General features: G+C 53.1%; 13 protein-coding genes and 1 pseudogene. 11 read left to right on the top strand and 3 right to left on the bottom strand.

The features are described 5' to 3' along the window. Positions 1–109 precede the first annotated feature (109 nt). Positions 110–2,527 carry a heavy metal translocating P-type ATPase gene (locus BITS_RS04120; protein ID WP_238556544.1) on the bottom strand — a complete coding sequence of 806 codons (2,418 nt, stop codon included), beginning with the start codon at positions 2,525–2,527 and terminating at the stop codon, positions 110–112. Positions 2,528–2,825: 298 nt separating this feature from the next. Further along, the gene (locus BITS_RS04115; protein ID WP_026642626.1) at positions 2,826–4,274 is read right to left on the bottom strand and encodes a DUF349 domain-containing protein; all 1,449 of its coding nucleotides are present in this window, start codon (positions 4,272–4,274) and stop codon (positions 2,826–2,828) included. Between the two features lie 91 nt (positions 4,275–4,365). Here BITS_RS04115 and hisS point away from each other — a divergent pair, with 91 nt between their 5' ends. The 11 genes from hisS (at position 4,366) to BITS_RS04060 (ending at position 19,569) form a co-directional block, all read left to right on the top strand. Continuing rightward, complete coding sequence (hisS, locus tag BITS_RS04110; RefSeq protein ID WP_026642627.1) at positions 4,366–5,766, top strand: histidine--tRNA ligase; 1,401 nt, start codon at positions 4,366–4,368, stop codon at positions 5,764–5,766. A gap of 72 nt (positions 5,767–5,838) precedes the next feature. Beyond that, a complete protein-coding gene (gene aspS / locus BITS_RS04105; RefSeq protein WP_026642628.1) occupies positions 5,839–7,638 on the top strand; it encodes an aspartate--tRNA ligase in 1,800 nt (599 codons plus the stop codon). Between the two features lie 414 nt (positions 7,639–8,052). Further along, a complete protein-coding gene (locus tag BITS_RS04100) occupies positions 8,053–8,862 on the top strand; it encodes an amino acid ABC transporter ATP-binding protein (protein WP_026642629.1) in 810 nt (269 codons plus the stop codon). 80 nt (positions 8,863–8,942) lie between these two features. Then, complete coding sequence (locus BITS_RS04095; protein WP_238556546.1) at positions 8,943–9,731, top strand: glutamate ABC transporter substrate-binding protein; 789 nt, start codon at positions 8,943–8,945, stop codon at positions 9,729–9,731. A 1-nt stretch (position 9,732) separates the two neighbouring features. Beyond that, complete coding sequence (locus BITS_RS04090) at positions 9,733–10,410, top strand: amino acid ABC transporter permease (RefSeq protein WP_026642631.1); 678 nt, start codon at positions 9,733–9,735, stop codon at positions 10,408–10,410. Between the two features lie 6 nt (positions 10,411–10,416). Beyond that, positions 10,417–11,559 (top strand): amino acid ABC transporter permease, encoded by a 1,143-nt coding sequence (locus BITS_RS04085; RefSeq protein WP_081693586.1) that lies wholly within the window; start codon positions 10,417–10,419, stop codon positions 11,557–11,559. A gap of 423 nt (positions 11,560–11,982) precedes the next feature. Further along, positions 11,983–14,538, top strand: coding sequence for a DEAD/DEAH box helicase (locus BITS_RS04080; protein WP_026642632.1), 2,556 nt, complete (start codon positions 11,983–11,985; stop codon positions 14,536–14,538). 182 nt (positions 14,539–14,720) lie between these two features. After that, the gene (locus BITS_RS04075) at positions 14,721–16,100 is read left to right on the top strand and encodes a replication-associated recombination protein A (protein ID WP_026642633.1); all 1,380 of its coding nucleotides are present in this window, start codon (positions 14,721–14,723) and stop codon (positions 16,098–16,100) included. 199 nt (positions 16,101–16,299) lie between these two features. Beyond that, entirely contained in the window at positions 16,300–17,790 is a 1,491-nt protein-coding gene (locus tag BITS_RS04070) for an MFS transporter (protein WP_044259464.1), read from the top strand. Between the two features lie 208 nt (positions 17,791–17,998). Then, positions 17,999–18,982, top strand: coding sequence for a D-2-hydroxyacid dehydrogenase (locus BITS_RS04065; protein WP_026642635.1), 984 nt, complete (start codon positions 17,999–18,001; stop codon positions 18,980–18,982). A gap of 347 nt (positions 18,983–19,329) precedes the next feature. Next, positions 19,330–19,569 (top strand): hypothetical protein, encoded by a 240-nt coding sequence (locus tag BITS_RS04060; protein WP_026642637.1) that lies wholly within the window; start codon positions 19,330–19,332, stop codon positions 19,567–19,569. A gap of 120 nt (positions 19,570–19,689) precedes the next feature. Here BITS_RS04060 and BITS_RS04055 read toward each other — a convergent pair. Next, positions 19,690–19,956 (bottom strand): annotated as a pseudogene (locus BITS_RS04055) (peroxiredoxin); the annotation flags it as partial. Positions 19,957–20,174 lie beyond the last annotated feature (218 nt).

Here is a 20,174-nt window from a genome sequence, read left to right as displayed (position 1 = left end):
TGCATCACAATCGTTGAAATTCCCAGCATTCAGCTCTATGCCATTGCTATAATGAGTATTCGCACCGCTTAATCGCATGACAATATGGTTGCGGAACTACCAATCGGTATTAATTACCTTTGAGTATCGCCTTAGTGCTCTGCTCGGGCCTCAAATCAAGCCGTCGCAGCAATTGAGCATTCAATGCCACGACCACTGTCGATAGGGACATGAGAATCGCACCGATAGACATTGGCATGAAGAAACCAATAGGAGCCAAAATACCGGCAGCAAGAGGAACCGCGATGAGGTTATATCCGGCAGCCCACCACAGATTCTGTTGCATCTTGCGATACGAAGCCCGGGAAAGCTCAATAACCGAAAGCACAGAGCGAGGATCTGAGCTAGCGAGAATTACCCCAGCCGATGCTATGGCAACATCGGTGCCGGCGCCAATTGCAATACCGACATCAGCCTGAGCCAGAGCCGGTGCGTCGTTGACGCCATCTCCAACCATGGCGACCTTTTTACCTTCGTGCTGCAACTGGGCAACCTTGGCTGATTTATCTTCGGGGCGGACGCCGGCGAATACGCGATCAATGCCAAGTTCCTTGCCGACTTCTTCGGCCACCGCAGGCGCATCACCGGTTATCATAACCACTTCGATGCCGAGCTTATGCAATGCATTCACAGCCTCTCTGGATTCAGGACGCACCTCATCGGCAAGCTTCAATCCACCGATAACCACTCCATCGCGGATCACATGCAGAATAATGGCACCTTCCGCTCTCCAGGATTCTGCGGCTTCAACCTCTTGCAATCCAAGATCTTCGAGCAGACGTGGGCCTCCAACGCGGATTTGCACACCATTCACGGTTGCAGTGACGCCAACGGCCGGGGAAGAAGTAAAGCCACTGGCCTGAGCAACATGCAATGACCGATGTTGGGCAGCGTTGACAATGGCCTTCGCCAGTGGATGCTCGCTATCCGCTTCTGCGGCTGCGGCTAATGCAAGAACCGTATCGGCGTCCAAACCATCCGTAGGGAATACGTCGATAACGCTTGGCTCACCCTTGGTCAGGGTGCCGGTCTTGTCAAAGAACACCGCATTGACCTGACGCATGGATTCCAAAGCCAAACGATCCTTGACGAGCACGCCTCCGCGAGCTGCGCGTTCGGTCGCAATGGAGACAACTAGGGGAATCGCCAAACCCAGAGCATGCGGGCAGGCGATAACAAGTACAGTAATCACTCGAGTTATTGCGATATCTGGGGAGCCGAGCACTGACCAGACTATCGCAGTAATGATTGCGGCAGTAAGGGCGAACCAGAACAGCAGGGCCGCTGCGCGATCAGCTATGCGTTGCGCATGAGAAGAGGAATTCTGTGCTTCAGCGACCAGACGATTAATACCTGCAAGAGTCGTGTTATCGCCCGTTGCCGTGATTCTTACACGGAGTCCTGAATCAGTTGCCACAGTTCCTGCTACCACGGCTTCGCCTTCGCCACGTGAAACGGGTCGTGATTCGCCGGTGAGCATGGATTCATCCATATCGGCCTGACCGTCGATGATAATGCCATCGGCAGGAATGCTGCCTCCAGGTCGTACCACAACAACATCGCCGACATTGAGTTCACTGGGGGATACCTTGACAATGGTCTCGCCCTCGACGCGCTCTGCTTCATCAGGTAACAGCGCAGCAAGTGAATCAAGAGCAGAAGAGGTTTGTGCCAAGGATTGCATCTCTATCCAATGGCCTAGCAGCATAATGACCACAAGTAGGGCCAGCTCCCACCAAAACTCGAGTTCTGAACTCACCAGTCCTAGAGTCGATGCCCAAGAAGCGATGAATGCGACCGTTATTGCCAGAGCGATGAGCAACATCATGCCAGGTCGGCGACTGCGAAGCTCACTGACACCACCTGTGAGGAACGGTTTGCCTCCCCACACATACATTACCGTGCCCAGCACTGGCGCAATCCACTTTGCCCAGCCGGGAATACCGTAGCCCAGCAACATGGCGAACATGGGGGAGAAGATGACAACCGGCACGGCGATTATGAGATTTATCCAGAACAGCCTACGGAACATAGCCACATGATGGCTGTGACCCATATGGCCTGAATGATCCATATGACCAGAATGGCCCATATGAACCTCATGATTGCCGTGGCTTTCATGGTTCATATGCATCCCCGCCATGCCGGCCATTTCATCCATCGTGCCGCCATGCTCGTGGTTAGCGTGCATTCCCATTCGGTTCATTGCATCGTTATGCGACATATGGTCATGCTCCGCATGATGGTGATGGTTATGCATATCATGTCCATCATTCATCTGATGCTCATGCATGGTTCGTTCGTCATGCATATCCATACCATGCACGGTTTGTTCATCGTGCATATGGTGTTGCGTTTCAGTTTCGGAATGAGCTGCATCATGCATACCTTGCATATCCATGTCGTTTATGGTTCGTCCATTGTGCATGGTCGCATCTGTTGGATCGTTTTCGGGATGTGAATGCTGATGTTCATGTGGATCCGTCATATATCCGCCTTTCCCTCACATTGGCGATCCATCTTGGAATAGTTAGTCCCAACTCTTCGAATTCTTGAAGAAATAATGTGAACCGCCAGTCCTTCACTCATTGTCCACCACGGGAGGTTGTTATCAATAATCATCCGCTATTGGCATATAGTGTGGCCATTTGCCGTGCGTACAAGGTGTGAGCAAGGATACGAAAACGGGGATGTCCACAACAGAACATCCCCGTCTGAACCAGCAATCCATCCGGAATGGCTCGTTGCTGATTGCAAAGAGCCAGAGATTAATTACCTGCTCACGCCTACTTAATCGCGTTCAGCCACTGTTCCTTCGTGGCCTTCTCGGCTTCGAGCTTGGACTTCTTCGATGCGTCGGTTTCTGCAGCAATCTTGGCATCCAACTCGGCAAGCTGAGCACTCAGTTGTTCTTCGAAGCTGGACTTACGAGCATCCGCTTCAGGATCGCTCTGCTTCCAGGCTGCTTCCTCAACGGCTTTGATCTGAGTATCCACGGCGTCAAGACGGCCTTCGATGCGGCGCATATCTTCACGAGGAACATATCCAATCTGATCCCATTCTTCCTGAATGGAAGACAGGGCCTGACGAGCCTGCTTTGCGGCTTCTTCGTCGGCGACAGGGAGAAGAGCCTCGGCTTTCTTCAGCAATTCTTCCTTCTTGGCCAAATTCTCCTTTTCTGAAGAGCTGATCTGGTCACGATCCGCCTGGCGGGCATTGAAGAACACATCAGCTGCTTCGCGGAACTTTGCCCACAGATCATCATCTTCGCTATGGCCTGCGCGACCGGCCTTCTTCCAACGATCCATGAGTTCGTTGAACTTGCGTGAGGTCTCGCCCCATGCGGTGGAATTCTTGATCTCGTTGGCCTCGGCGATGATGGCTTCTTTGGCTTGCTTGGCGGCACTGCGTTCGTTGTCGCGAGCCTGTACCCACTTGCGGCGAGCCTGATTGAATGTGGTGCGCGCGGAGGAGAAACGCTTCCACAGCGCATCGGCTTCGGCCTTGTCGATTCGGGCGGAATTGCGCTGATGCTGCTGCCATTGGTCAAATAGAGAACGGAACTTATCCGCAGTGGAACGCCAGTTCGTGCTGTCATTCAATGATGCGGCGAGGTTCTCTGCCTTCTCCACGATTGCAGTGCGTTCCTCAACGGCCTTGGCTACAGCCTCTTTGCGTGCCTTGGCTATTTCGGCCTTCTTCGCGGCGCCTTGTTCCTTCAGCGACCCGAATTCATCGCGCAGAGCCTGAATGTCGCCAACGACCGCAGGCTGCTTGGTTTCCTCTTCGAGAGAGCTTATCGACTCGTCAATTTCACGAGGCTTGATGGATGTGGACTGCAAACGGGTGGCGAACAGATCCAACTTAGCCTTCAAATCAAGGAAGCGACGAGCATACAATGCCAATGCCTCCTCCTTGGATGCGTCAGGGAACTGACCCACCTCACGTTCCTCGTCGCCATCCTTGACGAACACAGTACCGTTATCGTCCACACGTCCGAATGATTCTGCCGCCTTGATATCGGCTTCGGCATGTCCGGTCGAAGGTGCGGCAATCGGACGTGGCCTCGACTTCTTGGCGAATGCGGCCGGTGACGGTGCGTGTGGCTTCGGCATCGATGCCGGAGTTGGTGTTGCGGATGGTGTGGTGCCAGCCTTCTCCACATTCGCAGACGTCGTTGCCTGCTCAGCGGTTTCGGTGGTGTTCTCGGGTTCGGTGACGGTTTCGTCGGCCATGGCCAGCTCCTTAAGCTTCAGGTAATGGAGTGTGCGGAAGCCTTGAGACTGAGTCCGTTGTTTTCCGCAACCTCATTTATTATAGGTAATCGTGGCAAAAGGTGCATCAATATCAGGATTTCCGGAATGGCTTCCATCTGAACGCGTGGTGGAGCAGCATGTTATCGATACGCTCCGTAGGGTTTTCGAGCTCAACGGATTTATCGGCATCGAGACACGCGCAGTGGAGCAAGGCTCGAGTTTGTTGAAAAAAGGCGAGACCAGCAAAGAGATTTATCTGCTCTCGCGACTGCAGGAAGTCGGTCATGAATCCGACACTCCAATAGAGGATCGACTGGGCTTGCATTTTGATTTGACAGTCCCTCTGAGCAGATATGTGGTCGAGCATTCAGGGGATCTGGCATTTCCGTTCAAACGTTGGCAGATGCAGAAGGTGTGGAGAGGCGAACGCCCTCAGGAAGGACGTTTCCGCGAATTCGTCCAGGCAGACATCGATGTCGTGGGAAACGGCGAGCTGCCGGAACACTATGAAGTCGAACTCCCTCTGGTGATGGTTTCGGCTTTGGAAGAGCTTCGTCACTATGGTTTGCCAAAGGCGACCGTCCATGCCAATAACCGCAAGCTTTCAGAAGGTTTCTATCGCGGACTTGGTTTGGATGACATCGAGGGCGTGCTTCGCGAAATCGATAAGTTGGACAAGATCGGCGCCGACGAGGTGGCCAAACTGCTTGTCGAACAATGCGGGGCAAACCAAGAACAGGCACAGGCATGCTTGGCTCTTGCGTCGTTGACTGCGCACGATGGCAGCGAATTGGCTGAGAAATTCGAGGCATTGAGCAAGCAATACGGCGTAGACAACAATCCTGAGGCTTATGAATTGGCCCGCCAAGGATTGGCAACGCTTTCCATGATCGTGGATGAGGCAGCCAAGATTCGCCCAGGTTCGGTCATTGCCGATTTGAAGATTGCCCGCGGATTGGATTATTACACCGGCTCGGTGTACGAGACCTTCCTTGAAGGGGCGGCTTCGCTCGGTTCTATATGCTCTGGTGGACGCTACGATAACTTGGCCTCTCAGGGAAATAAGCGCTATCCAGGAGTCGGCCTGTCCATAGGCCTGTCGCGTTTGGTGTCGTATATGCTGCATTCCGCGGGTGCTCATGCATCTCGGGTTTCGCCTGCTGCAGTGTTGGTAGCGGTCTGGGACGAAGAAGATCGTGCAGATTCGAATGCAATAGCCAATGCATTGCGCGCTCGCGGCATCGCCGCTGACGTGGCACCCACGGCGGCCAAGCTGGGCAAGCAGATCAAGTACGCAGATAAGCTTGGTATTCCATATGTCTGGTTCCCCGCGCAGTCGGTTGAAGGGGATGACAATAGCGCTTCGGATGAGGTGAAGAACATCATCACCGGCGACCAGAATGCTGCAGATGTCAAGTCGTGGGAACCGGATACGCTGTACGCTCGGCAGTCCGTCAATTTCGAAGCCTGAGTAGCAGTGCGCTTCCGGCGCGACACACGATGATGAGAACGGCTTTGACCAATAACAAGGAATAGAGGAAGTATGAGCCAGACGGCTTATAGAACACATCATGCAACGGAGGTCTCCGAGGCGTTGGTCGGACAGCGGGTGACGCTGGCCGGTTGGGTGGACAGACGACGCGACCACGGCGGTGTGGCCTTCATTGATTTGCGTGATCATACCGGCTTGGTGCAGGTAGTGATCAACGACGAAGAAATGGCACGCCCTCTTCGTAGTGAATATGTGATTCAGGTGGAAGGCGAAGTGCGCCTGCGCCCTGAAGGCAATGCCAATGAGCATCTTGCCACCGGTAAGATCGAAGTGGTTGCCCACAGCATCAATGTGCTCGCCAAGTCCGACGCCTTGCCTTTCCAGGTGTCCACGGCTTTGGAGAACGAGTCGGAGAACAAGCTTCCCGGCGAAGAGGTTCGTCTGAAGTATCGTTATCTGGATTTGCGCCGTCCATCCATGCAGCGCAATATCAAATTGCGTTCGGATATGGCCAAGGCTGCCCGCCATGCACTTGAGGATATGGATTTCACCGAGGTGGAGACCCCGACCTTCATCAAGTCCACTCCTGAAGGTGCACGTGACTTCGTGGTACCTGCGCGTCTGGTTCCCGGTTCGTGGTACGCCCTGCCTCAGTCCCCGCAGTTGCTCAAGCAGTTGTTGATGGTTTCCGGCGTCGAACGCTATTACCAGTTGGCTCGCTGCTATCGTGACGAGGATTTCCGCGCCGATCGCCAACCAGAATTCACTCAGCTTGATATCGAGATGAGCTATGTGGATCAGGAAGACGTCATGGCTATGGCAGAGCGTGTTATTGCCGCCATCTGGAAGAGCGCTGGACATGAGATCAGCCTGCCGCTTCCTCGTATCACATGGCAGGATGCCATGGATAAGTACGGCTCGGATAAGCCGGATCTGCGTTTCGGCAATCCTCTGGTTGAGTTGACCGACTACTTCAAGAACACTCCATTCCGAGTGTTCCAGGCGCCATATGTCGGTGCTGTGATTTTCAAGGGCGGTGCGGCGACGCCTCGTCGCCAGTTCGATGCATGGCAGGATTGGGCCAAGCAGCGTGGTGCAAAGGGCCTTGCCTATGTCGTCTTTGCAGAAGATGGCGAATTGAAGGGACCTGTTGCCAAGAACCTCTCCGAAGAAGAGCGCGCTGGCTTGAAAGAAGCGGTTGGTGCCGAAGACGGAGATGCCGTATTCTTCGCAGCGGGTGCGCGCGAGGCTTCCCAGTTGCTGCTCGGCGCAGTGCGTGTCGAGTTGGCTGATCGTGCTGGTCTGCTGCATCCCGATGAGTTCGCATTCACTTGGGTTGTGGACTTCCCGTTATTCAAGCGCACCGATGATCCGGATGACGATGATGTGGCAGTAGGACACTCCAAGTGGACTTCTATGCACCACCCATTCACCATGCCATCCGCTGACTGGATTGACACCTTCGACAAGGATCCTGAGCATGCTATGAGCGATTCGTATGACATCGTGTGCAATGGCCAGGAAATGGGCGGTGGTTCTGTGCGTATCCACCGCGATGACATCCAGGATCGCGTGCTTGATGTGCTTGGTATCGACAAAGACGAAGCTGCTGAAAAGTTCGGATTCCTTCTGGATGCCTTCAAATTCGGTGCCCCGCCTCATGCTGGTATCGCTTTGGGTTGGGACCGCACCGTTGCCATTATGGCCGGCGCAGACTCCATTCGCGATGTCATTGCCTTCCCGAAGGCCGGCGGTGGTCGCGATCCTCTGACCGGTGCACCTGCTCCGATTTCCGATGAGCAGCGCGCTGAAACCGGTGTGGATTATGATCCTGAAGAAGATGAGGACTGATCGCTAAGATCACATTCTTATGCGGTTTGGTTGTGGCTCTTCATGTGAAGCAGTCATAATCAAGCCGCTTCTTCATTTCGTAAGCCGTATTTGTGAGTCTTGCCGCGGGAGGAGCGTTTGATTTGCAGTACCGAGACACGAGATACTGCATACATGCATTATGCACGATGCTCACAATGCCATATGGATACGCGCTTTATGCTCTTAATGTCCAATATTCAAATATATTATGTTCAATATTTGGAATAAAAATCGAACATTTTATATGAAATTTCACGCCGTATATTTCCCTAGTAATAACTGGAAAAGAACGGTATCGAAGCATCCTTCGTGTATAGCTGCACATCAGAAAAATCGGAATACCGCGAACTTCTGACATTTTCGTCGTAACAAGCTGTGATTATACTGTTTTTTATGTCAGAACAGAACGAAACATTCACACAAGGGCGGCCGCAGGCGCAAGCTGCGACCGGTGCCGCATCCGACAGCCATCCGCTTGTTGAATTGACGCATGTTGAAAAGCACTATGGGGCATTGCACGTGCTGAAAGACATCAATCTGCGGGTGAACAAGGGGGAGGTGCTGGTTGTCGTCGGACCTTCAGGTTCGGGCAAGTCAACCATGTGCCGCACTATCAACCGTTTGGAGACCATTGATTCCGGCGATATCCGCATCGACGGCAAGACTTTGCCCCAAGAGGGCAAGGAATTGGCCGCTCTTCGCGCCGAGGTCGGCATGGTGTTCCAATCCTTCAACCTTTTCGCCAATAAGACGATTCTTGAGAATGTGACCTTGGCTCCTATGAAGGTACGCCATGTGGATCAAAAGACAGCAGAACGCCAGGCAATGGATCTGCTGTCGCGAGTGGGTGTCGACACTCAGGCGAATAAGATGCCTTCACAGCTTTCCGGCGGTCAGCAACAACGAGTCGCCATCGCCCGAGCTCTGGCGATGCAACCCAAGGTCATGCTCTTCGACGAGCCGACATCAGCTTTGGATCCTGAAATGGTGAACGAAGTGCTTGACGTCATGGTGGAGCTCGCCAAGGAAGGGATGACCATGATCTGCGTCACCCACGAGATGGGCTTTGCGCGCAAGGCTGCAGACCGCATCGTATTCATGGCGGATGGAAGGATTCTCGAGCAGTCCACGCCTGATGAATTCTTTGAAAATCCCAAGACCGAACGAGCCAAGGACTTCCTCTCGAAGATCTTGACACACTGACGGGAACGGGGAAGAAAGAGACATATCTTATGCATGCATTGACATCAAACGTTCGTCGTTTGCGATACCGCATTCTGGCGATGATTTGTGCCGTGGCCTGCGTATTTTCTTTGGCGGCTTGCGGCTCTTCAGAAGAGGGCAAGATTCGTATTGGCATCAAATTCGATCAGCCGGGCCTTGGATTCAAGAAATCCGGAACCTATGTCGGCTTCGATGTTGACGTTGCCAAATATATCGCCAAGAAACTCGGCTACAGCGAAGATGAGATCATTTGGAAGGAAGCCCCTTCCAAACAACGTGAAACCATGTTGCAAAACGGCGATGTGGATATGATTTTGGCCACCTATTCCATTACGGATTCTCGCAAGAAGGCGGTATCCTTCGCAGGGCCGTATTTCGTGGCAGGTCAGGATCTTCTGGTGCGCAAAGACGAGGATTCCATAAACGGCCCTGAGGATTTGAACGGCAAGCGGCTGTGCTCGGTAACCGGTTCAACCTCAGCCGTGGTGATCAAGCAGAAGTACTCCTCCGAGGTGCAGTTGATGGAGCAGCCTGGATATGCTGAATGCGCAACGGCTCTGTTCTCGGGGATTGTGGACGCGGTCACGACTGATGACATTATCCTCGCGGGTCTGGCTGCCGCATCTCGCGGCAAGCTGCGTGTCGTCGGCAAGCCGTTCACGGTCGAGGATTATGGCGTGGGCATCAAAAAGGGCAATACCGAGTTGGCCATCAAGATCAACAATGCCATAACCGATATGATCCAAGACGGTTCCTGGCAGCGTGCCATCAGCGACAACACCCAAGGAACGGCATATACGCCGAATGCCAAATACAATCCACCGACGCCTGATGAGGGGGAGGAGTGATATGGACGGCTTCGTGCAATTATTCAGCGATTACAATATCCCTGCCGCATTCCTGGTCAATATCGAACTGACATTATGGTCGGCGTTGTTCTCCACTGTGCTGGGCGTGATTCTGGTGATGATGCGCATTTCGCCGATCACCTCATTGCATAAGGTCGCTGGCATCTATGTTGAGTTCTTCAAGAATATGCCGCTGACCATAATCATGGTGTTTATGGTCTTGGGAGCATATGCCCAATTGAAACTCAGCTTTTCCGATACCTTCGCCACGAATTTCTTCTGGCTGGCGGTGACAGGCCTGTCGCTGTATACGGCAGCATTCGTGTGTGAATCCCTGCGTTCGGGCATCAACACCGTGCCATTGGGGCAGGCCGAGGCCGCACGTGCTTTGGGCTTGAACTTCTGGCAGGCTGCAACGCAGATCATTCTGCCCCAGGCGGTTCGAGGCTCCGTCGCTCCTCTGGGCAACACTTTCATTGCATTGCTGAAGAATTCGACGGTTGCGGCTGCGGCATCGGTGGCGACCGAAACATCTTCTTTGATGAGTGAGATGATCGAATACCACGCCGATCTGATTGTTCCTATCTTCCTCATATTCGCATTCGGATATGTGATCCTCATAATTCCCATCGGCATGCTGACAACCTATCTGTCCAACAGACTTGCGGTTCGGAGGTGATGTGGCATGGCTAATGCTCCTGGAGAAAGCGCAGTGCTCTTTGACCAGCCAGGTCCAAAGAGCCGCAGGATAATTCGTATTGTCAACTGGAGCGCGGCGATTGTATTTGCCATAGCGCTTGTGCTCGTGCTGCTGAGGCTGTACAACCCACCGGATGGAGAAAACCAGCTGAGCTGGGAGCTGTGGAAACCGGCTCTTGACGGCGAGGCTTGGAGTGATTTCTATCTTCCGGGCCTTTGGATGACCTTGCGAGCCACGATTCTTGCGGTTATCGGTTCGGTGGTATTCGGTTTGGCTTTCGGTATCGGACGTCTGCTGCCGAATGTGGTGATCCGCAGCATAGCCGGAGTAATCGTGGAATTCTGCCGTGCAGTGCCCGTACTGATGTTCATGATCTTCTTCTGGCGTTTCTTCGCATTCCTCGGTGTGGAAGGTGAAGCGTATTGGGCCGTCGTGGTGTCGCTAGTGCTGTACAACGGCTCTGTCGTGGCAGAATTGGTGCGTTCCGGTGTGGGTAATCTGCCCAATGGCCAGCGTGAAGCTTCGTTGGCATTGGGATTGACGCATACGCAATCATTGATGGAAATCGAGGTTCCTCAGGCGGTGTTTGCCATGCTGCCGGCAGCTGTAACCCAGTTGGTGGTGGTTTTGAAGGATACTGCTCTGGGATCCATCATCATGTATACCGATTTGCTGCAGGAATCTCGCCGATTGGGTTCAATGTATTTCAATATCTTGCAGACTTTGGCAGTTGCTGCGGTTGTGTATTTTGTGTTCTGCTGGTTGCTGTCCCGTTTGGCTGAATGGCTACCAAAGCGAATGCAGCAACGCACCGCTGCGGCAGTTGAGCATGAGACGGTGGCTCCGATTGCCATTATGGATCCTTCGAATGTGAATCAGATTGCGGTGGCGCGCGAGATGAAGCAACGCCCATATGGTGGTGCGCCTCGCAGATATCACGTTCATCACCGTGGTTCTAATGCATCGATTCGTGAATGGCGTCGTACCAGATACATGCAAGGTTATGACGAGACGCATCCGGAAAGCCAGCGTGACTTCCAAAAAGAAAAGGAAGCATGGCCTTTCTTCAAGGACAATGGCAAGGATAAGCCTCGCAACGGCGATAGCGGATCAACGCACAATCAATAGCGCTGATCTGCTAGGCGAGGGTCAATAATGCCGATTCCGGCAGATTGGCACAGTATCCGTTCCGATGCATTGAATATACCCCCTGCAACCAAGCCTGAAGACTTTGGTTTCGGGGGGTATTCGTATCTGCGAACAGAACATACTGTGCGGTAACCGAGGCAGACAAGACAGAACGTGGTGTCTTCGGTTGGAATATAACTCGGATCATAGGAACGAAAGGAGTGAGCGATTGGGGGAAGGGGAGATAAGTACCGTATGTGTCGAGTAGGCGTCGTGTGTATGGAGTGGGTGTTGGTTCTATCGAGTGGTTTGAGTCTGCGGTCCCATGAGCATCACAAGGTTCACGCACTGGATCCTCTCTCAGAGCGGGCGATGCGGGGCATAGACCTATGGGCATACCGCCGCGGTAGTAGACTCGCAATCATGACACAGGGAACGAAGACTGCAAGTTTGGGAGCTTTGGTGCCGGATGAGCGAAATCTCACGGCAGATGATATCTATGAACTCTTCATCGGCTGGGTCGAGGATGTCAAAGGCATTGAGCCGTGGCCTCACCAGGAAGAAGCGGTTATGGATCTGCTTGCCGGTGACCACGTCATTTTGAATACTCCGACCGGATCGGGAAAATCGCTTGTTGCGTTGGGCATGCATTTTGCGGCGATGTGCACTGGGAGACGTTCGTATTACACCGCTCCTATCAAGGCATTGGTGTCTGAAAAATTCTTTGATTTGGTCGAAGTGTTCGGCCGAGAGAATGTCGGGATGATCACAGGCGACACCCATATCAATGCCCAAGCTCCGATTATTTGTTGCACAGCCGAGATTCTGGCCAATCAGGCATTGCGAGAAGGACGGCATGCGGATGTGGGATGCGTTGCCATGGACGAATTCCACTACTACGGAGATCCGGAACGAGGCTGGGCCTGGCAGGTGCCCCTGCTCACTCTGCCGGATACCCAATTCCTTTTGATGAGTGCGACTTTGGGTAATGTCGATGCCATAGCAGACAAGCTCGAGGAAATGAGCGGCGCGGATGTCGATATCATTGCCGATGCGCCGCGTCCTGTTCCACTGTCATATGAATACACTGACAAACCTCTGGCAACGACGGTTGAATTGCTGGCAGGGCGCAAGGATACGCCAATATACATTGTGCATTTCTCGCAGGATGCAGCCTTGGAAACTGCTCAGGCATTGTCGAGTGCGGGAATATCAAGCAAAGACCAGCGCGATGCAATCGCTGAGGCGATCCAGGGGACGCGGTTCACCACGGCTTTTGGCAAGATACTGCAGCGTTTGCTTCGCACGGGCATTGGCATCCATCACGCAGGCATGTTGCCGAGATACCGTCGCTTGGTCGAACAGTTGGCGCAGCAAGGCCTGTTGCCTGTTATCTGCGGCACGGATACCTTGGGAGTCGGCATTAACGTCCCCATCCATTCGGTGATTCTCACGGCACTGACCAAATTTGACGGATCCAGAATGCGTCGCCTTCGTGCCAGGGAATTCCACCAGATCGCGGGGCGAGCTGGACGCATGGGTTTCGATACCGATGGATTGGTGGTCGCTGAGGCGCCGGAGTATGAGATCGAAAACGCCAAGGCACTCGCCAAAGCCGGCAATGATCCAAAGAAGATGAAGAAGGTCAAGCGTAAAAAAGCTCCTGAGGGATTCGTCACATGGAGCGAGCAAACCTTCAATCGCCTGATCGACGCACCTCCGGAAACCTTGATTCCTCATATGACCGTGAGCCATGCCATGGTGTTGAACGAAGTCGCTCAGGGTGGAGATGCCCGGGCCCGTATCAATCGACTCATTGACGACAGCGCTCAAAGTGATGATCAGAAACAGCGTCTGCATGAACGTGCCGATGAAATATTCGAAACCATGATCGATTCCAAAGTAATCGAAGTCGAACGGTATGAGGACGGCGATGATTACAATCTCGATATCGATATGCCTGACGACTTCGCACTCGATCAGCCATTGTCTCCGTTCCTGCTTGCCGCACTGGAGTTGCTGGACCCTGAATCGGAGCAATATGCCCTGGACGTGATCTCCATGGTTGAAGCGACTTTGGAGGATCCGCGCCAGGTATTGCGTGCCCAAGAACGTCAGGCCCGCGACGCGGCCATGACCGAAATGAAAGAGGAGGGGATGGAATATGAAGAAAGAATGGAACGCATTCAGGAAATCACATATCCCAAGCCCTTGGATGAGATGCTGGAGGCAGCATTTTCCCAGTATCGTCATGATGTTCCATGGGCCAATGACTATTGGCTGAGCCCAAAATCGGTTGTTCGCGACATGGTGGAAACGGCTTCTGATTTCACCGGTTATATTGCGCGATACGGCATTGCACGTTCTGAAGGCACCTTGTTGCGCTATTTGTCGGATGCCTATCGTGCTTTGGCCAGAACCGTGCCGGCCGATAAGCGTGACGAGCGTTTGCGTGACATTATTTCGTGGTTGCGAGTCGTCGTTCGTTCTATCGATTCCAGTCTTGTTGACGAATGGGAAAATGCGGCCACGAACGAAGATCGAGAAGGGGCCGCGCTTTCTGCTGCAGCACCGGGCGCCGCCGATGTCGTTGTGGAAGACCGTAGGGGTTTGACGGTATTGGTACGTAATGCCTTGTTCCGACGCATCCAGCTCATGGATCTCGAAGACAGTGACGAACTTGGCGTTTTGGATAAGGAATGGGGCTATGGCGTCCATGAGTGGGAGGATGCACTTGATGATTTCTATGATGCGCACGAATATGTGAACACCGATGCCAAAGCTCGGGGTGCTTCGTTCTTCATATTGGATGATTCACTTGAGCGAAGCAAACATGTGTGGAAGGTCAGGCAGATCATCGATGACGCCGAGGGTGATCATGACTGGTCCATAGCGGCGACGGTGGATCTGGATGCGACCCAAGAGCGAGGTGAAGTGGTATTCAAGGAGTATCAGGTCAGCGATGAGATGCCACGTTAGGCCGTTGCCTCGATAAAAGCCGAGAAGAGTGCGTTTGCGGTAGTTCAATGGAAGGGTTTGTGCAACCAAGAGCGAGGTAGTTTGAGGCTGTTCTCGGGAACAAATGCACGATGGCAGTGTTGGGCAGCCTTTCAACTGTGGAAAATCGAACGCATGTTCGAAGAAGGAGTATACTCGGAGTCATGAGCCAGGATCTGTTCGACGCCAGCGATGCGCCAGATGATATGACGCGCCCTTTGGCCGTGCGTATGCGGCCGTCCAGTGTGGAAGATGTGCTCGGGCAATCCCATGTGCTCGGTGAAGGCTCGCCGCTACGAAGATTGGCCAATCCGGCGTCTCAGGGGTCGTTGACCGCTCCAAGTTCGGTGATTTTATTCGGCCCTCCAGGAGTTGGGAAAACCACACTCGCATATATTGTGGCGAAACAATCGGGTCGTGCCTTCGAAGAGATCTCAGCAGTGACATCTGGTGTAAAGGATGTGCGCACGGTATTGGAACGCGCTCACGAGCGTTTGGTGGCGCAAGGCAAGGAAACCGTGCTGTTTATCGATGAGGTGCATAGATTCTCCAAATCGCAACAGGATGCTTTGTTGCCAAGCGTGGAAAATCGGGATGTCACCTTCATAGGCGCCACAACGGAAAATCCTAGTTTTTCCATAATCAAACCTTTGCTGAGCCGATCCGTTGTGGTGAAACTCAATTCACTGGAACCACAGGATTTGGAAGTTCTGGTCCGCAGGGCTTTGGAAGATGCACGAGGATTGAAGGGCGAAGTCAAGGCGGATGACGACGCAGTCGAGCAAATTGTTCGGCTCGCCGGAGGAGATGCGCGAAAGACCCTGACCATATTGGAAGCCGCAGCCGGTGCGGTTACTGGCGACAGGGCGCGAAAAAAAGGCGCTCGCAAACCGATTATCACCCTTGATGTCGTCTCTCAGGTCATGGATACCACCACTGTGCGCTACGACAAGGACGGTGATGATCATTATGATGTCATCTCGGCCTTTATCAAATCATTGCGCGGTTCCGATGTGGATGCGGCATTGCATTATCTGGCGAGAATGATTCGGGCAGGAGAGGATCCGCGGTTTATTGCACGGAGATTAATGATCGCTGCGGCGGAAGAAGTGGGGATGGCAGCTCCGCAGATTTTGCAGGTGACGGTGGCTGCGGCTCAGGCAGTGGCCATGATTGGTATGCCCGAGGCCCGAATCATTTTAAGTGAAGCCACTGTTGCGGTTGCGACGGCTCCGAAGTCCAATGCAAGTTATCTTGCCATGGATGCGGCGCTTGCCGATGTGGATGCAGGGCGTTTTGGAGAGGTGCCGTTGCATTTACGCAATGCACCTACTGCTTTGATGAAAAGCTGGGGCAATAAGCAGGGATATCGTTACGCTCATGATTTCCCAGGGGCGGTGGCCACGCAGCAGTATCTGCCCGACGAGCTTGTGGGAACGGAATATTATCATCCCAATGATCGAGGCTATGAGCACGAAGTCTCCTCACGTCTTGAGAAGCTTCGCGCAATAATCCATGCAGAAGATCGCCCGAGCCAGCAGTGAAGACATCATACCTCTCGGATTTGGTGGGGGTGCCGACTAGGTTAAGAGATAGAGCTACCGGATCGGAGTCATAGGACCGGGGCTTTCCACTATTACTTAATGCGAATTTGGTCGGCTTTTGGACCTAATCTGCGAATTCATTTCGGTCGAGATGGCCACTATAATAGTGGGGTTTGCTATTTTCAGATCAAGGAGAGGAATGTCTCGAAATATCACGGAACATCACAGCACACTTGCGGTTGAGCAAGACGATCAGCGCGTACCCCCGAAGCTCATCGGATCTATTATTTCCTTGGGATCATTGGCTTTTATCGGTATTTTGACCGAAACGGTGATGACCGTGCTCTTTCCTCAATTGATGAAGGAATTCTCCGTGGACACGGCGACCGTGCAATGGATCACGACAATATATTTGTTGGTGGTTGCCTCAACCATGCCGTTGTCCTCATATCTGAATCGCCGTTTTCCGGCGAAGGCTCTTTTCGTGGCGGCGGTTGCGCTTGCCGTGACAGGTTCTGTGTTGATGATTTTCGGACATGACTTTGTCGTGATTTTGTTGGCTCGTGTGATCCAGGGCATTGGTTCTGGCGTTGCCACGCCTCTGATGATCAATATTATTCTTGAGCAGTCTCCGAGGTCCAAAGTGGGGCGTCTCATGGGTGTTGGTTCGCTTGTCATCACCGTGGCTCCTGCGATTGGCCCTACTGTGGGAGGAGCTATTTCAGCAGTATTGCCATGGCGTGCGATTTTCGTCATCGTCATTCCTGTGGTGTTGCTGGTTTCGCTTCCACTGGGACTGCTGTGCATTGAGCAGAAGCATCCGACCCAGGAAGCCCGTCTGAATCCTTTGCAGGTGGTGTCGATTATTGCGGCACTGGTCGGATTGGTGTTGTTTGTCAACCAGGCTGGTGTTTCGATCAGCTCTGCGGTTGCAGGCTCGCTTCATGTGACCTCATTGGTCATTGCCGTGATGAGCCTGGTGATCGGTGTCGGTTCTCTGTTCTTCTTTGTGTGGTCTTCGAGCCGATCATTCTCGCCACTGATTCGTTTGGGTTGGCTCAAGGATCCTGTGGCCAGGCTTCATGGCATCGCATATGCTATGTTGCCCATGGTCGGCATCGGTTTTGGATATGTGATCACGAATTTGGCGCAGATGTCAATGGGAACCACAGCTTTCGTAGCAGGTGCGTTGGTGTTGCCAGGCGCTTTGATCGGAGCCTTCTTCGCTCCTGTGGGAGGAATGCTCTATGATCGCTTCGGAGCGAAAAAGCCAATTCTTATTGCATTGGGCATCGCAAGCGTGGGGCCATTGCTGTTGCTTGTATGGTCCATGCATCTCACCCCAGTGCTGCTAGCCGGTTTCTATTTCATTTTCGGATTGGGATATGCCTTGGGCTATTCCAATGTAATGACCAGCGCTTTGCAGCATATCGCCCCGGAATTCACGCCTGACGGCAATGCGGTATTCAATACGTCACTCCAGTTCGGAGGCGCAGCAGGCACTGCGATATTCTCCACCATCATTGCTGTGGCGCAAACCGGATCCGGAGCGGCAGGTAGTGAGACATTTAGCCATGCAACGGCAATCGGTGGAATGTGGACCTTTGCAACCATGTCGCTTATCTGCATAGTCGCGTGGACGCTTCTCGCGTTCGCATTCCGTATCAGGCAGGAGCGTTCCGCACGGTAATCAACAATTCGCCATTGTCATTGAGCAATGCACAGCGCAAAGATGGACTGTGTTCAAACCGTGCAGGACATAGATATTGCTGTGCATATGCAATGGCGAGAATTTGAATGGGTCGTATCGTCTCCACAAACCAATAGGGGATCATTCGACCCACTCGCGAGGTCCGGTTATCGGTAGAATATCCGCTGGGAATCGTAGGGTGTGCTGTATGGCCAGTGAGAATGAGCGTAAATTGGTTGTGAACTGCCTGCCTCTGACACAGGCGGAACGCACTGCGTTTGTGCGTGCCGCCAAGGGCGTCCGGCAGGAATTCGTCGGGGATGAACTGGAACCCCAGGCTTTGTCTTGGCATGCGAGTGTTCCAGAAGAACTGCGTGGTCAGGTCACTGCAGTGATCGGCAATATCTCCGAGCAGGAATGCATTCAATGCAAGCATCTTGACTGGCTGCAGACATGGAGCGCAGGAGTCGATCGCTACCAGAAACCAGGTGTGCTAGGCCGCGGAGTTATGCTGACCAGCGCATCGGGCGCATACGGACAAAGCGTCTCCGAACATGTTTTTGCCATGATGCTGGCGATGATGAAAAATATTCCGCAGTACGCCCGTCAAGGTATGCAAGGTCAGTGGAGGGACGCGGGCCCGGCGCTTTCTCCTTTGGGTGCCAAAGCCTTGATAGTCGGAGCTGGAGATATCGGTTCGCATATCGCTGCCCTGTGCAAGGCGATTGGCATGACGACCTTCGGCATCCGCCGTCATGCTGATCTTCCAGTGCAAGGATTTGACAGCATTGCGGGCTATGACCAACTCGACAATGCATTGCCTGATGCTGACGTTGTGGTCCTCGTGCTTCCTTCCACCAAGCAAACGCATCACATCATCAACGCGAAACGTTTGTCATTGATGAAATCATCGGCTTTGGTAATCAATGCCGGCAGGGGAGATGCCATTGATTCGCAGGCTCTGGTTGAGGCGTTGGAACAAGGCATAATTCGCGGTGCTGGCCTCGATGTCACTGACCCCGAACCGTTGCCTCATGACCATCCTCTGTGGAAGCAAGAACGCTGCTTGATAACGCCGCATGTGGCCGGCGGCAATCATCTGTCATCCACCCGAAATCGCATAGTCGACATAGCGTTGCACAATGTGCGCAACTATGTATCAGGGCACTCACTGCTCAATCTTGTGCAATAAGCGAGGCATAGGGGCAGATTGCTCCCGATTGAGTGGTTGAGGCTGCGTTGAGCTGGGGACAGCGTGAGAAGAGTGTTGAGCCCAAGCACAGTCAAGATCCCGTTCTTGAGGTTCATGGTTATTGCCACGACACATTCATCGATAGTTATGACGACTGTGTGCAATAGTGGTATCGGGGATGACTGAAGGCAGATGCATCATACCAGGGGATGATGGTTCCTTTGCTCGTGAATCGATTGGGCTTGCCACATTCATCCTTAGGTACGAGTGCAAGAGCCGCAGATCTACGGCATGCTGGAGAGCGAAAAGCTGTTCGGAGGGGACTGCATAACTGGAAGGACGTTGCCATGGCACATGTGAATCTGCTGTCACAATGGGGAGTATTGGTTATTGGGACACCGTTGCTGGTGTGTGGAATCGTGATGCTCTGTGTTTCTGGGGCAACATATGGCATACGCGTTCTGCAACGTAAGAATCCATGGGATAGCAAAATGGTCAAATCATTCTTGATCCTCGGACTCTTGCTCAGCGTTATGGGAGGGAATATCGCAGGACCTATGCTTCCCCATTTGCCGACGCTGTTATGACGCTTGACACTCACGCCATATGACTGTCACTGAGCCCAAGGATTGCAAGTCTATCGAACGCAATCCTTGGGCTCAATCCATATTATTTCAGTGCGAGTGGGGGCATTGCAGACAGTGGGTTTACGCTGTGAGTGCCCGTATCAGTGATTCCACATGTCCTTTGGCGCGCACATTGTAACGGGCGAGTTCAATAGTGCCATCTTCTGAGATCACCACTGTGGAACGGAGCACGCCGGTATGAGGAACCCCGAAGATCTTCTTCACACCATATGCGCCATACGCCTTGTGCACGCGCAGATCCGTATCAGAAAGCAACGGGAAGGTGAGATGATCGCGCTCGCGGAACTGTTGCAGTTTTTCGATAGAATCCTTGGATACGCCTAGTACCGCATATCCGGGTTATTGGCCAGAATGTGTGTCTGAAATCGCCTCTCATGCCTTGTGCTGCAAGGTCTGAGAGGTGTTTGAATGTGGCGGTGGGGACTTTCGAGGTCGGCCAGAATGTGTGTCCGGAACGGGACGTGGCGCGTTGCGGGGCAAGGCCTGGGAGCCGTTTGAATGTGGTTGTCTGAATGGTATGAGAACCCACTTGCCCGAATGCCACG

This window comes from Bifidobacterium tsurumiense (assembly GCF_000741765.1).
In the GTDB taxonomy this organism is placed as follows: domain Bacteria; phylum Actinomycetota; class Actinomycetes; order Actinomycetales; family Bifidobacteriaceae; genus Bifidobacterium; species Bifidobacterium tsurumiense.
Note: the sequence above shows the minus strand (reverse complement) of the source record. Positions and strands in the feature narration are given on the sequence as shown.

What these genes read in the sequence shown, in the direction of transcription:
- BITS_RS04060 (WP_026642637.1), top strand. Translation starts at nt 19,330, where the DNA reads ATGGCACATGTGAATCTGCTGTCACAATGGGGAGTATTGGTTATTGGG.
- BITS_RS04090 (WP_026642631.1), top strand. Translation starts at nt 9,733, where the DNA reads ATGGACGGCTTCGTGCAATTATTCAGCGATTACAATATCCCTGCCGCA.
- BITS_RS04080 (WP_026642632.1), top strand. Translation starts at nt 11,983, where the DNA reads ATGACACAGGGAACGAAGACTGCAAGTTTGGGAGCTTTGGTGCCGGAT.
- BITS_RS04085 (WP_081693586.1), top strand. Translation starts at nt 10,417, where the DNA reads ATGGCTAATGCTCCTGGAGAAAGCGCAGTGCTCTTTGACCAGCCAGGT.
- BITS_RS04115 (WP_026642626.1), bottom strand. Translation starts at nt 4,274, where the DNA reads ATGGCCGACGAAACCGTCACCGAACCCGAGAACACCACCGAAACCGCT.
- BITS_RS04070 (WP_044259464.1), top strand. Translation starts at nt 16,300, where the DNA reads ATGTCTCGAAATATCACGGAACATCACAGCACACTTGCGGTTGAGCAA.
- BITS_RS04095 (WP_238556546.1), top strand. Translation starts at nt 8,943, where the DNA reads ATGATTTGTGCCGTGGCCTGCGTATTTTCTTTGGCGGCTTGCGGCTCT.
- BITS_RS04075 (WP_026642633.1), top strand. Translation starts at nt 14,721, where the DNA reads ATGAGCCAGGATCTGTTCGACGCCAGCGATGCGCCAGATGATATGACG.
- BITS_RS04120 (WP_238556544.1), bottom strand. Translation starts at nt 2,527, where the DNA reads ATGACGGATCCACATGAACATCAGCATTCACATCCCGAAAACGATCCA.
- BITS_RS04065 (WP_026642635.1), top strand. Translation starts at nt 17,999, where the DNA reads ATGGCCAGTGAGAATGAGCGTAAATTGGTTGTGAACTGCCTGCCTCTG.
- aspS (WP_026642628.1), top strand. Translation starts at nt 5,839, where the DNA reads ATGAGCCAGACGGCTTATAGAACACATCATGCAACGGAGGTCTCCGAG.
- BITS_RS04100 (WP_026642629.1), top strand. Translation starts at nt 8,053, where the DNA reads ATGTCAGAACAGAACGAAACATTCACACAAGGGCGGCCGCAGGCGCAA.